14 protein-coding genes are annotated in these 12564 nt (G+C 66.5%); 10 read left to right on the forward strand and 4 right to left on the reverse strand.

Features of this window, described 5'->3' with window-relative positions:
* From folP to GJV64_RS05600, 5 genes are all read left to right on the forward strand, one after another.
* Positions 1-700: dihydropteroate synthase (folP, locus tag GJV64_RS05580; protein WP_164156291.1), on the forward strand; the 700-nt coding region annotated here is incomplete at its 5' end.
* A 122-nt stretch (positions 701-822) separates the two neighbouring features.
* A complete protein-coding gene (locus GJV64_RS05585) occupies positions 823-948 on the forward strand; it encodes an aa3-type cytochrome c oxidase subunit IV (RefSeq protein WP_164156292.1) in 126 nt (41 codons plus the stop codon).
* Between the two features lie 30 nt (positions 949-978).
* Complete coding sequence (locus tag GJV64_RS05590; protein ID WP_164156293.1) at positions 979-2106, forward strand: NAD(P) transhydrogenase subunit alpha; 1128 nt, start codon at positions 979-981, stop codon at positions 2104-2106.
* Positions 2107-2117: 11 nt separating this feature from the next.
* On the forward strand, positions 2118-2429 hold the full coding sequence (locus GJV64_RS05595; RefSeq protein WP_164156294.1) for a proton-translocating transhydrogenase family protein: 312 nt from the start codon (positions 2118-2120) through the stop codon (positions 2427-2429).
* Positions 2430-2447: 18 nt separating this feature from the next.
* Entirely contained in the window at positions 2448-3890 is a 1443-nt protein-coding gene (locus tag GJV64_RS05600) for an NAD(P)(+) transhydrogenase (Re/Si-specific) subunit beta (RefSeq protein WP_164156295.1), read from the forward strand.
* 186 nt (positions 3891-4076) lie between these two features.
* Here GJV64_RS05600 and msrA read toward each other — a convergent pair whose 3' ends face one another.
* The 4 genes from msrA to GJV64_RS05620 form a co-directional block, all read right to left on the reverse strand.
* The gene (msrA, locus tag GJV64_RS05605; protein WP_164156296.1) at positions 4077-4757 is read right to left on the reverse strand and encodes a peptide-methionine (S)-S-oxide reductase MsrA; all 681 of its coding nucleotides are present in this window, start codon (positions 4755-4757) and stop codon (positions 4077-4079) included.
* Positions 4758-4761: 4 nt separating this feature from the next.
* Positions 4762-5238 carry a peptide-methionine (R)-S-oxide reductase MsrB gene (gene msrB, locus GJV64_RS05610; protein WP_164156297.1) on the reverse strand — a complete coding sequence of 159 codons (477 nt, stop codon included), beginning with the start codon at positions 5236-5238 and terminating at the stop codon, positions 4762-4764.
* A gap of 32 nt (positions 5239-5270) precedes the next feature.
* Entirely contained in the window at positions 5271-6452 is a 1182-nt protein-coding gene (locus GJV64_RS05615; protein WP_164156298.1) for a DUF3089 domain-containing protein, read from the reverse strand.
* 120 nt (positions 6453-6572) lie between these two features.
* Positions 6573-8615: a 3-hydroxyacyl-CoA dehydrogenase NAD-binding domain-containing protein gene (locus tag GJV64_RS05620; protein WP_164156299.1), complete on the reverse strand. Its 2043-nt coding sequence runs from the start codon at positions 8613-8615 to the stop codon at positions 6573-6575.
* Between the two features lie 102 nt (positions 8616-8717).
* On the opposite strand from GJV64_RS05620, the gene GJV64_RS05625 reads away from it, so the two are divergent.
* The 5 genes from GJV64_RS05625 to GJV64_RS05645 form a co-directional block, all read left to right on the forward strand.
* Positions 8718-9038, forward strand: a complete 321-nt coding sequence (locus GJV64_RS05625) for an FtsB family cell division protein (protein ID WP_164156300.1) — start codon at positions 8718-8720, stop codon at positions 9036-9038.
* A 126-nt stretch (positions 9039-9164) separates the two neighbouring features.
* A complete protein-coding gene (gene pdhA, locus GJV64_RS05630) occupies positions 9165-10214 on the forward strand; it encodes a pyruvate dehydrogenase (acetyl-transferring) E1 component subunit alpha (RefSeq protein ID WP_164156301.1) in 1050 nt (349 codons plus the stop codon).
* On the forward strand, positions 10214-11545 hold the full coding sequence (locus tag GJV64_RS05635; protein WP_408014966.1) for a pyruvate dehydrogenase complex E1 component subunit beta: 1332 nt from the start codon (positions 10214-10216) through the stop codon (positions 11543-11545). The genes pdhA and GJV64_RS05635 overlap by 1 nt, the downstream gene beginning before the upstream one ends.
* Before the next feature lie 5 nt (positions 11546-11550).
* Positions 11551-12204: an NYN domain-containing protein gene (locus GJV64_RS05640; RefSeq protein WP_164156303.1), complete on the forward strand. Its 654-nt coding sequence runs from the start codon at positions 11551-11553 to the stop codon at positions 12202-12204.
* Between the two features lies 1 nt (position 12205).
* Positions 12206-12564 (forward strand): biotin/lipoyl-containing protein (locus GJV64_RS05645; protein ID WP_164156304.1); only part of this gene is annotated, 359 nt, incomplete at its 3' end.

Here is a 12564-nt window from a genome sequence, read left to right on the forward strand (position 1 = left end):
TGCCATGCACCGGGCCGGCGCCGCGATCATCGATGTCGGCGCCGAATCCACCCGGCCTGGTGCGGCTGAGCTGGCGGTGGCCGACGAGCTGGCGCGGCTGGCACCGCTGTGGCCGGGCCTCGCCGGCCTGCCGGTCTCGATCGACACGAGGAAGGCGCCGGTGATGGCAGCGGCGCTGGAGTCCGGGGCGATGATCGTCAACGATGTCAGTGCGTTGACCCATGATCCGGCGGCGGTGGGGCTGGTCGCCGCTCGCAGCTGCCCGGTGATCCTGATGCACCACCAGGGCACGCCCGAAACGATGCAGCGTGATCCGCAGTATGACGACGCGCTGCTCGACGTGTTCGACTGGCTGGAGGGGCGGATTGCCGCAGCGACCGGTGCCGGTATCGCGCCGGACGCCATCATCGCCGATCCCGGTATCGGCTTTGGCAAGGGGCTGGCGCACAATCTGGCCATCCTGAAGGGCCTTGGCCTTTTCCATGGCCTGGGCGTGCCGATCCTGCTGGGTGCCAGCCGCAAGTCGCTGATTTCACGGGTGGCAGGCGAGGTACCGGTGGAGCAGCGCCTGCCGGGCAGCCTCGCCATCGCGCTGGCCGGGGCGCAGGCCGGCGTGCAGATCATCCGGGTGCACGATGTCGCCGAAACCGTTCAGGCGCTGGCGCTGTGGCGCGCCTGCCACGCGGCACTTGCCCTGTGATCGGCTGAGAGCGGCTGCGCGGCATTTGCCCCTTCACAGCCGCGCCCAAGCTGCTTACAGGCAGCGTGCACGGCGTGCGGCACAGGGGCCCGCACGCGCAATTGACGAGGGTTTTGCCGGTCATGGCCAGCAATGAACAATCGAACGACAAGCATCGCTCGACCTATGATGGTTTCACCAGTTTCGCCAAGTGGGGCACCATCTTCGTCGTGGTGGTGCTCGCGGCGCTCTATGTGTTCCTGGTCTGAACCGCACCGCATTTCCTGGGGGATGAAGCCATGAAGTTCGCGGTGCTGAAGGAAACCGCTGCCACCGAAGCGCGCGTGGCCGCCACGCCGGAGACGGTGAAGAAGCTGATTGCACTTGGCGGCAGCGTTGCCGTCGAAACGGGCGCCGGCGCCGGTGCGCGGATCAGCGATGCCGATTATGTCGCGGCCGGTGCCACGGTTGCCGCCCGCGCCGACGTGATTGGCGCCGCCGACATGGTGCTGGGTGTGCAGGGGCCGCAGGTGGCCGACCTGCCCGGCATCAAGCCGGGGACCATCGTGGCCGCCATCCTGTCGCCGTTCAACGATCGCGCCAAGATCGACGCCTATGCCAAGGCCGGCATCATTGCCTATGCCATGGAGTTCATGCCACGCACCACGCGCGCCCAGTCGATGGACGTGCTGTCGTCGCAGTCCAACCTGGCCGGTTACAAGGCGGTGATCGACGCTGGCGAGGCATATGGCCGTGCCTTCCCGATGATGATGACGGCAGCCGGCACCATCAGCGCGGCGCGCGTGTTCATCATGGGCGTCGGCGTTGCCGGCCTGCAGGCGATCGCCACCGCGCGGCGCCTGGGTGCGGTCGTCTCCGCCACCGACGTGCGCTCGGCCACCAAGGAACAGATTGAATCGCTGGGGGCCAAGGCGATCTTCGTCGAGAAGGTGGCCGGCATCGAGGGCGAGGGCGCCGGCGGCTATGCCACGGAGATGAGCGAGGAATACAAGGCCGCGCAGGCCGAGCTGGTTTCCAGCCACATCGCCAAGCAGGACATCGTCATCACCACCGCGCTGATCCCCGGCCGGCCGGCGCCGCGCCTGATCACGGATGCGCAGGTGGCCTCCATGCGGCCCGGCAGCGTGATCGTTGACCTGGCGGTGGATTCGGGCGGCAACGTGGAAGGCGCGGTCGCCGGCCAGATCGTCGAGCGCCACGGCGTCAAGATCATCGGGCACAGCAACCCGGCCAGCCGCATGGCGCCCGACGCCTCGGCGCTCTACAGCCGCAACCTCTACAACATGATCAACGCCTTCTGGGACAAGGAGGCCAAGGCTGCGGTGTGGCCAGCGGATGACGACATCGTGAAGGGCATCAAGCTGACCGAGGGCGGTGCCATCGTCAACGAACGGCTGCTGGGCTGAGGGGACGCACAATGGATTTCCTGTCGATCCTGTCGATCTTCGTGCTGGCGGTGTTCGTCGGCTATTATGTCGTGTGGTCGGTCACGCCGGCGCTGCACACGCCGCTGATGGCGGTGACCAACGCCATTTCCTCCGTGATCATCGTCGGCGCGCTGATTGCCGCGGCGGCCGGTGCCATCACCGAAGGTGGTGGCCTGTCGCAGTGGCTGGGCCTGCTGGGCGTGGTGCTGGCCAGCATCAACATCTTCGGCGGCTTTGCCGTCACGCGCCGCATGCTCGCCATGTACAAGAAGAAAGACAAGAAGCCGGCGGCTTCGAAGTAAGGCAGGGGCAAGAGCATCATGGAACACGCTGTCGCCGCCACCCCCGCCTGGGCCGTTCTGGCCTATCTCGTCGCGGGCGTCCTCTTCATCCTCGCCCTGCGTGGCCTGTCGTCGCCGGAGTCCTCGCAGGCCGGCAACCGCAACGGCATGATCGGCATGCTGATCGCGGTCGGCACCACGCTGGCCCTGCACCCGACCGGTCTGCCGCTGATCATTGGCGCCATCGCCATCGGTGGCGGCATTGGCTGGGTGATTGCCCAGCGCATCCAGATGACCGCGATGCCTGAGCTCGTTGCCGGCTTCCACAGCCTTGTCGGCATGGCCGCCGTGCTGGTCGGCTGCGCGGCCTATCTGAACCCGGCGTCGTTCGGCATTGTCGACAGCGCTGGCGCCATTCTTGGCGTTTCCCGTGTGGAAATGGGCCTGGGCGTGGCCATCGGGGCGATCACCTTCTCCGGCTCGATCATCGCCTTCCTGAAGCTGTCGGGCCGCATGTCGGGTTCGCCAATCCTGCTGCCGGGCCGCCACGTGCTGAACCTGGGCGTGCTCGTCGGCATCCTCGTGCTAACCGGCATCTTCGCCACCGATGCCACCGCTGCCGCCGGCCAGGGCCCGCTGCTGTGGATCATCCTGGCGCTGTCCTTCATCATCGGCGTGACGCTGATCATCCCCATTGGCGGGGCGGACATGCCGGTCGTCATCTCGATGCTCAACAGCTATTCGGGCTGGGCGGCCGCCGCGATGGGCTTCACGCTGCAGAACACGGCGATGATCATCACCGGCGCGCTGGTCGGCTCGTCGGGCGCGATCCTATCGTACATCATGTGTCGCGCCATGAACCGCAGCTTCATCAGCGTCATCGCCGGTGGCTTCGGCGCGGATGCTGGCCCGGCGGGTGAGAAGGGCGCAGCCATCCAGAAGAGCTACAAGGCCGGTTCGGCTGACGATGCCGCCTTCATCATGCAGAATGCCGAGAGCGTGATCATCGTGCCCGGCTACGGCATGGCCGTCTCCCAGGCCCAGCACGCGCTGCGCGAGATGGGCGACCTCCTCAAGAAGGAGGGCGTCAGCGTCAAATACGCGATCCACCCGGTCGCGGGCCGCATGCCCGGCCACATGAACGTGCTGCTGGCCGAAGCCAACGTGCCTTACGATGAGGTGTTCGAGCTGGAGGACATCAACAGCGAGTTCGGCCAGTGCGATGTCGCCTTCGTGATCGGCGCCAACGACGTGACCAACCCGCTGGCCAAGACCGACAAGAGCTCGCCCATCTACGGCATGCCGATCCTCGACGTCGAAAAGGCCAAGACGGTGCTGTTCGTGAAGCGCTCGATGGGCGGCGTCGGCTATGCCGGCGTGGACAACCCGGTCTTCTATGCCGACAACACGATGATGCTGCTCGCCGATGCCAAGAAGATGGTGGAGAATATCGTCAAGGGGCTGAACGGCGGCGGGCACTAATCGCAGCCGGGCGAGCAAATAGCGCAGCTATTTGCCGACTCCGGCAAGATCGGCCAGCGAACGAAAAGGGCGGCTCTCAGGCCGCCCTTTTTGATTCGTCTGACGGCGTGGCTCCGCCACGCCCCCTTCCTTCTTCCTTCACCTGAATGAAAGAGCGGACTCGGCGGCTCCGCCGCCGGCCGTGCCTCACGCCGCCGGCTTCTCGCTCCACAACTGCGGGAACAACCGCCTGAACCCCTCCACCTTTGGGATATCGTTGTAGACGATGTAAGGCTGCGTCGGGTGGGCCCGCAGATAATTCTGATGATAACCCTCGCCGGCATAGAAGGGCTTGGGCCCTTCAAACGTCGTCACGATCTTCGGCTTCCAGGTGCCGGCCTTCTCCAGCTGCGCCACATAGGCCCGCGCAATGCGCTCCTGCTCGGCGTCGCGGGTGAACAGGGCGCTGCGATACTGGCTGCCGCTGTCGGGCCCCTGGCGGTTGAGCTGGGTCGGATCATGGGCGACCGAGAAGAAGATACGCAGCAGTGTGCCGTAAGAGACGACGGCGGGGTCATAAGTCACCTCCACCGCCTCGGCATGGCCGGTCATGCCGGTGCCGGTAATCTCGTAGATGGCGGTGGCCTTCGCGCCGCCGGCATAGCCGGACACGGCGGATTTCACGCCCTTCACCCGCTCGAACACCGCTTCCACGCCCCAGAAGCAACCGCCGGCAAACACCGCCTTGGCGAGCGGGCCCTTGGCTAGCGGCGCGTCGATTGCCGGGGCAGGGGCGAGCACCATGCGCTCGGCAGCGGCCACCGGCACCAGCGCCGACAGGGAGAGGGCGGCCGCAACCAGCGCAGCGGCGGTGAGTTTGGTTTTCATGGGATCAGGCTGCCTTGGCGGGAATGAACTTCAGCGACAGGCCGTTGATGCAATAGCGCAGGCCGGTCGGCTTTGGTCCATCGTCGAACACATGGCCCTGGTGGCCGCCACAACGGCTGCAATGCACTTCGGTGCGCACCATCATGAAGCTGCGGTCCACCTCCGTGCCGATCGCCTCGCGGCTGATCGGGCGCCAGAAGCTGGGCCAGCCGGTGCCGCTCTCGAACTTGTGCGCTGACGAGAAGAGCGGCAGGTCGCAGCCACGGCAGGCGAAGGTGCCGGCGCGCTTTTCCTTGTTCAGCGGCGAGGTGAACGGGCGCTCCGTCGCCTCCTCGCGCAGCACGGCATAGGCGTCGGCACCCAGCCGGCGCCGCCATTCATCGGGCGTGTAGCTGATGGCATAGCGGCCGGAGGCGGCGAGCGCTGGCGCAGCGAAGGGCAGGGCGGCAATGCCCGCGAACAGGGAACGACGGTCGATCATGATGCCCATATACGCACGGGCAAGCTGAACGGTTACTTGCCGCGACGCCGCAGCCACACCTCGCCCTGCAGCTTGGCCAGCGCCACCAGATCTTCCATCACCAGGTTCATGTCGATCAGGTGCAGCCCCCAGGTCGGCACCACCTGGCCGTTCGCCACCACGTCGCCGTTGATCGTGTCCGTGCGTGGATCGGCCGGATCGGCGTTGATGCCCACCGAGAAGACCTGGGCATTCTCGCGCGCCATGCACTGGCCGGTGAGCAGGCCGGGCAGGGCGACGAAGGGCGTGTAGATGTTGCGGCCCTTGGCCCATTTCGGCGCCGCATTGGCGTTGTCCACGATGCCGGTGCGGTTGATCAGGAGCGGCCGCAGCGTGGCGCGGGCATCGGCCGGTGCGCCGGCGGCCAGCGCCGCGGCATTGCTGCACGCCACCTGCATGCCGGCCGCGCTGCCCTCCGGCGGTCGGCCAAACCTGCTGGCGGGCGGCACCGGCGTTGTGTCACGGAAGCTGACCCAGGCCAGCACGCAGCCGGTCTCGGTGGCCGTGCTGCACAGCGGCGTGGACTTGAGGTCGCCGCCCACCAACTTGCCCTCCGGCACCAGCAGGTTGTGGCCGCCCAGATAGGCGGCAACCAGCTGGCGGGCGATCGGCTTGCCCTCGATCTCGTTCTGGATCAGCGCCTTCAGCACGCCGCTGCCCTGGCTGTGGCCGATCAGGATGAAGCCGCGTCCCTTGTTGTCATGCTTCAGATAGTCGGCAAAGGCGGCCGAGACGTCGCGATAACCAAGGGTCGGATCGGCGGTGACTGGCTTGCCGGTCATGCGATCGCGCAAGGTCGCCAGCGTCACCTGCCGATACAGCGGCGCGAACAGCCGGCAGGCCTGGCGGAAGGGCGCGGCCTGCGCCAGGGCCACCAACCGCTCGGCCGGATCGGCGACCATGTCGCTGTTCGGCGTCGGATCGGTGGAGACGGTGGGATAGACGTAGAAACAGTCGATCGCCGGCTTCTCGGCGGCTGGCAGCAGATCAAGGCTCACCTTCGCATCCGCCGGCACGCGGCTGGCGCTGGCATCGCCGCTGCACGGGTCAGGGGCGGCGCCCTTGCCGGCAGCCGGGCGACACAGCCAGCTCTCTGGCTTGCGGTAATCAGGCGCCGCAGTTTCGGCCAGCGCCGGCGCGGCCAGCAGCGCGAGGAGGGGCAGGAGGAGCTTCATTGGTCGGTTCCCTGGATCGTGACACCAACGGGCCTCTGGCGCGGCAAGGCGGCGCCGGCGGCTTGCTGGCCGGGGATGGCGGAGTCGGCGGGCACTGCCGGGCAGTGCCCGCATCGCCGATTACGCCTTCCAGCCGTTCTTCAGGACCGGCGACACTTCTTCACCCATCTTCTCGAGCACCTCGATGATGCGCTCGCGGCCCACGTCCTTCTCGGCCCAGAACATCGGGCCGCCGCGATAGACCGGCCAGCCATAGCCGTTGATCCACACGATATCGATGTCGCTGGCGCGCTGGGCCTTGCCCTCGGCGAGGATGCGGGCGCCTTCGTTGACCATCGGGAACAGGCAGCGTTCCAGGATCTCCTGGTCATCGATGGTGCGGCGGTTGATGCCCTTTTCGGCGGCATAGGCATCGATTATGGCCAGCGCCTCCGGGTTGGGCGTGCGGTTGCGGTTCTCGTCGTAGACGTAGAAGCCCTTGCCGTTCTTCTGGCCGCGCAAGCCCGCTTCGCACAGCCGGTCGCGTACGGTTTCGCCCTTCGAGGTCTCGGCATTCCAGCCGATGTCGAGGCCGGCCAGGTCGCTCATCTGGAACGGTCCCATCGGGAAGCCGAAATCGGTGAGCACGCGGTCGATGTCGGCCGGCGCGGCGCCTTCAAGCAACAGGGCGTTGGCCTGCTGCTGGCGGCGGGCCAGCATGCGGTTGCCGATGAAACCGTGGCACACGCCGGCGACCACGGCGATCTTGCCGGTCTGCTTGCCCACCGCCATGGCCGTGGCCAGCACCTGGGGATCGGTCTTGGCGCCGCGCACCACTTCCAGCAGGCGCATGACGTTGGCCGGCGAGAAATAGTGCATGCCCAGCACATACTCCGGCCGCGAGGTGGCCGAAGCGATCTCGTCCACATCCAGATAGCTGGTGTTGCTGGCGAGGATGGCGCCGGGCTTGGCGATCTTGTCGAGCTTGCCGAAAATATCCTTCTTGATCGCCATGTTCTCGAACACGGCCTCGATGATCAGGTCACAATCGGCGAGATCATCCATGTTCAGAGTTGGCGTGAGGCGGCCCATGCGCGCCTCCACCTCGTCCATGCTGAAGCGGCCTTTCTTGGCGCTGTTCTCATAATTCTTGCGGATGATGGAAACGCCGCGATCCAGCGCCTCCTGCTTCATCTCGACGATGGTGACAGGGATGCCGACACTCAGAAAATTCATCGAGATGCCGCCACCCATGGTGCCGGCGCCGATCACGCCGACCTTCTTCACGGGAAGCGGCTGCACGTCGGCCGGCAGGCCGTCGATCTTGGCGGCGGCACGCTCGGCGAAGAAGACATGGCGCTGGGCCGCCGATTGCAGCCCGGTCATCAGCTTCATGAACTCGGCGCGTTCCACCTTCAGGCCCTCATCGAAGGGCAGGGCAACGGCAGCCTCGATGCACTTGATATTGGCTTCCGGTGCGTCGAAGCCCTTGAAGGCCTTGGCATTGGCCTTGCGGAACTCGGCAAAGAAGGGCGCCAGGCTCTTGGCGGTGCCGCCCAGCTTGCTGGCATCGTCGCGCACTTTCTTGAGCGGGCGCTTTTCCGCCACCACGCGGCGCGCAAAGGCGATGGCGCCGGCGGTCAGGTCACCATCCACCACCTCGTCCACAAGGCCGCTGGCCAGCGCGTCCTCCGCATTCATCTGGGCACCGCTGGTGACCATTTCCGTGGCTTTCTTCGCGCCGACAATGCGCGGCAGGCGCTGCGTGCCGCCGGCGCCGGGCAGCAGGCCCAGCTTCACCTCCGGCAGGCCGAATTTCGCCTTGGCGTCGCTCACCCGGTAATGCGCGCACAGCGCCACTTCCAGCCCGCCGCCGAGCGCGGTGCCATGGATGGCGGCGATCACCGGGACGGGCGAGGATTCCATCGCGTCCTGCACGGCCGGCAGGGCGGCACCGCGCGGCGGCTTGCCGAACTCGGAAATGTCGGCGCCGGCGATGAAGGTGCGCCCGGCGCAGACCAGCACGGCGGCCTTCACGCCCGTGTCGCCGGCAATCGCCGCAAAGGCGCCGGCCAGGCCATCGCGCACATCGGCTGACAGCGCGTTGACCGGCGGCGAATTGACGGTGACGACGGCGATATCGCCATCCCTTGAAAGATCGACGACATTGTTGATGGCGGCCATGGCTGTTTCCTCCCAGGATCTGGCTGTTATCGCCCTGTTGTTAGCAGATTCTTTGCCCTTTGCAGCCTTGTCGTTAGGTCAGTGTTGCCATAATGTCCGGTCATGGCAGTCAGGCTCACCTTGCAGCAGATGCTGGCGCGCGCGGCGCTGCCGGCGCTGTGCATGACGGTGGGCGGCTATTTCGCCTTTCATGCCGCCACCGGCCCCACCGGCTATCTGGCGTGGCGCGATTACACGGCGCAGCGGGCGAAGTTGGAAGTGGCGGTGCGCGATGCCCGCGAACAGCAGGTCGCCCTGCAGCGCCGCCTGGTGCTGCTCGATCCGCGCCATGTCGATCCCGACCTGGCCGACGAACTGGTCCGCCGCAACCTCGACCTCGTCAAGCCGGACGAGGTGATCGTGCCGCTGCCGCCGGAATCCTGAAGCTGCTATCCATAGGCTGCCGTCCTGACGCTGTAACCATCGGGGTTTGTTGCGCCGGATAGGGGCTTGTGGGCTCCGTCTGCGACATTTTATACCGGGTTGTCCCGCCAGCGAAAGGTGAAGCACTTGGCTCGGAGTCCCGGCAGCAAGGCCGCATCGGCACCTAAGAAGGGGGACTGGCCGCGCCCGCACGAACCTGAACGGTTCGTCGCTTCGCGCGAGCAACTGCTCGACATGTATCGCCAGATGGTGCTGATCCGCCGTTTCGAGGAGCGGGCCGGGCAGCTTTATGGCATGGGCCAAATCGGCGGCTTCTGTCACCTGTACATCGGCCAGGAGGCCGTGGTGGTGGGCATGCAGGCCGAACTCAGCCGGGGCGATTCCATCATCACCGGCTATCGCGACCATGGCCACATGCTGGCCTGCGGCATCGATGCGAAGGCGGTGATGGCGGAGCTGACCGGGCGCGCGGCGGGCATCAGCCGCGGCAAGGGCGGCTCCATGCACATGTTCTCGGTCGAGCATGGCTTTTACGGTGGCCATGGTATCGTGGCGGCGCAGGTGCCGCTGGGCGCTGGCCTCGCCTTTGCCCACAAATATCGCAACGATGGCCATATCGCGGTGACCTATTTTGGCGACGGCGCCTCCAACCAGGGTCAGGTCTATGAGGCGTTCAACATGGCCGAGCTGTGGACGCTGCCGGTGATCTTCATCATCGAGAACAACCAGTATGCCATGGGCACCTCGGTGAATCGGGCGAGTGCCGAGGACCAATTGTATCGGCGCGGCGAGAGCTTCCGGGTGCCGGGCCTGCAGGTCGATGGCATGGATGTGCTGGCGGTGCGCGGCGCCGCGAAGCAGGCCATCGAATGGGTGCGCGGCGGCAAGGGGCCGTTGCTCCTTGAAATGAAGACCTATCGCTATCGCGGCCATTCGATGAGCGACCCGGCCAAGTATCGCAGCCGCGAGGAAGTGCAGGCGATGCGCGAGAAGAGCGATCCGATCGAGGGCCTGAAGCATGAGATCATCGAGGCCGGCCATGCCGACGAGGCGGCGCTGAAAGCCATCGACCGCGAGGTGCGCGAGGTGGTGGCCGAAGCCGCCGATTTCGCACTGGAAGCGCCCGAGCCGGCGCTCGCCGAACTGACGACCGACGTGTTGCTGGGAACTTATTGATGCCGCAGATCCTGCTGCCCGCCATGTCGCCCACCATGGAAGAGGGCACGCTGGCCAAGTGGCTGGTGGCCGTGGGCGATGTGGTGAAACCCGGCGACGTGATCGCCGAGATCGAGACCGACAAGGCGACGATGGAGCTGGAGGCCGATGACGGTGGTACCGTGACCGCACTTCTGGTGGCGGCAGGCGCCGAGGGCGTGAAGGTGGGCACGCCGATCATCGCGATTGCCGGCGAGGACGAGGCGGAGGCGCCGGCACCTGCAGCGCCCGCTGCCACACCAGCCCCGGTTGCTGCGCCGGCGCCCGCGCCGGCTGCGGCGCCCGTCACCACCCCCGAGGCGGCGACTGGCCCCACGCGCCGTCAGACGGTGCGCGAGGCGCTGCGCGATGCCATGGCCGAGGAGATGCGTGCCGATGGCACGGTGTTCGTGATGGGCGAGGAAGTGGCCGAATATCAGGGCGCCTACAAGGTGACGCAGGGCCTGCTGGAGGAGTTTGGTCCGGCCCGAGTGATCGACACGCCAATCACCGAATATGGCTTTGCCGGGTTGGGCACCGGGGCGGCGATGGGCGGCCTGAAGCCGATCGTGGAGTTCATGACCTTCAACTTCGCTATGCAGGCGATTGACCACATCATCAATTCGGCCGCCAAGACCCTCTACATGTCGGGCGGCCAGATGCGCTGCCCCATCGTGTTCCGCGGCCCCAACGGTGCAGCCTCGCGCGTTGCCGCCCAGCACAGCCAGAATTTCGGCCCCTGGTATGCCAGCGTGCCGGGCCTGATCGTGATCGCGCCCTACAGCGCTGATGACGCCAAGGGCCTGCTGAAGGCCGCTATCCGCAGCCCCGATCCGGTGGTGTTCCTCGAGAACGAGCTGCTCTATGGCCAGAGCTTCGATGTGCCCGACGGCGAGCATGTCGTGCCCATCGGCAAGGCGCGGGTGGTGCGCGCCGGCAGCGACGTGACGCTGGTGAGCTATTCGATCGGCGTCGGCGTGGCGCTGGCGGCGGCCGACACGCTGGCGGCAGACGGCATTTCGGCCGAGGTGATCGACTTGCGCACCCTGCGCCCTCTCGACCGGGCCAGCGTGCTGGCGTCGCTCAAGAAAACCAACCGCCTGGTAGTGGTGGAGGAGGGCTGGCCAACCTGCTCCATCGCGTCCGAAATCATGGCGATCTGCATGGAAGATGGCTTCGACGATCTCGATGCGCCGGTGCTGCGTGTCACCAACGCCGATGTGCCGCTGCCCTATGCCGCCAACCTCGAAAAGGCGGCGCTGGTGAAGGCCGAGGACGTGGTGAGCGCCGCCCGCGCCGTGTGTTACCGGTGAGCCTGATGCAGACCCGTATCGCCGTGATGATCGACGGCAGCTATTTCAACCGCGTCTCCAACTTCTACAAGTTCGAGCATGCGGTGGCGCGGCGCCTGTCGCTGTCGGGCATGATGGACTTCATCCGCATTGCCTGTGCCGACATGGAGGATGTGCCGCGCACCCGCGCCCGGGTGGTGGAGGCGCATTATTTCCGCGGCCGCTACACGGTGCGCGACCTGGAAGACCGGGCCCGCAGCGCGAACTTCGTGGAAGAAAGCCTGCGCAACGACCGGGTGTTCGACCAGATATTGGCGGCCAGCAACATCACGCCGCACTTCACCCGCATCGACACCAACAGCGAGCCGCCCAAGGAACAGGGCATCGATGTTTGGCTGGCGCTGGAGGCGTTCGATCTTGCGGTGAGTGACCGTTGCGACGTGGTGGCGCTGGTGGCCGGCGACGGCGATTTCGTGCCGCTGGTCAAGAAGATCAACGCCATCGGCAAGCGCGCGCTGGTGGTGGCCTGGGGGATGAAGTCGGACCAGGGGGCCGAGGTGCGCTTTTCTTCGGCGCTGGCCGGGGCCGCCGCCTATTTCCTCGACATGGCCGACCTGATCGACAACCCGGACGACGATGAGCAGCGCGCGCTCGTCGACCAGTTGTTTGTGGACAATTGAGATGGCCATCCCAAAGCCCATCGATGTGACCATGCCGGCGCTGTCTCCCACCATGGAGGTGGGCACGCTGGCGAAATGGCATGTGAAGCCGGGCGACACGGTCAAATCCGGCGACATCATCGCCGAGATCGAGACCGACAAGGCCACAATGGAAGTGGAGGCCGTGGACGAAGGCACGGTGACCGAGCTGTTGGTGGCCGAAGGCACGGAGAATGTGGCGGTGGGCGCAGTGATCCTGCGCCTCGCCGGCGACGGGGAGGACGCGGCGCCTGCACCCGCGCCAAAGGCAGCGCCGGTTGCCGCGCCGGTTGCAGCGCCGGTGGCTTCCCCGGCTCCAGCACCTGCCCCAGCGCCACAGGC

This window comes from Sandarakinorhabdus rubra (genome assembly GCF_010994245.1).
GTDB lineage: Bacteria > Pseudomonadota > Alphaproteobacteria > Sphingomonadales > Sphingomonadaceae > Sandarakinorhabdus > Sandarakinorhabdus rubra.

Bases quoted from the DNA above. Each gene is read 5' to 3' on its own strand.
- GJV64_RS05620 (WP_164156299.1), bottom strand. From the start codon at position 8,615: ATGGCCGCCATCAACAATGTCGTCGATCTTTCAAGGGATGGCGATATC.
- GJV64_RS05585 (WP_164156292.1), top strand. From the start codon at position 823: ATGGCCAGCAATGAACAATCGAACGACAAGCATCGCTCGACCTATGAT.
- GJV64_RS05600 (WP_164156295.1), top strand. From the start codon at position 2,448: ATGGAACACGCTGTCGCCGCCACCCCCGCCTGGGCCGTTCTGGCCTAT.
- GJV64_RS05615 (WP_164156298.1), bottom strand. From the start codon at position 6,452: ATGAAGCTCCTCCTGCCCCTCCTCGCGCTGCTGGCCGCGCCGGCGCTG.
- GJV64_RS05595 (WP_164156294.1), top strand. From the start codon at position 2,118: ATGGATTTCCTGTCGATCCTGTCGATCTTCGTGCTGGCGGTGTTCGTC.
- GJV64_RS05590 (WP_164156293.1), top strand. From the start codon at position 979: ATGAAGTTCGCGGTGCTGAAGGAAACCGCTGCCACCGAAGCGCGCGTG.
- msrB (WP_164156297.1), bottom strand. From the start codon at position 5,238: ATGATCGACCGTCGTTCCCTGTTCGCGGGCATTGCCGCCCTGCCCTTC.
- GJV64_RS05635 (WP_408014966.1), top strand. From the start codon at position 10,214: ATGCCGCAGATCCTGCTGCCCGCCATGTCGCCCACCATGGAAGAGGGC.
- GJV64_RS05625 (WP_164156300.1), top strand. From the start codon at position 8,718: ATGGCAGTCAGGCTCACCTTGCAGCAGATGCTGGCGCGCGCGGCGCTG.
- GJV64_RS05640 (WP_164156303.1), top strand. From the start codon at position 11,551: ATGCAGACCCGTATCGCCGTGATGATCGACGGCAGCTATTTCAACCGC.
- msrA (WP_164156296.1), bottom strand. From the start codon at position 4,757: ATGAAAACCAAACTCACCGCCGCTGCGCTGGTTGCGGCCGCCCTCTCC.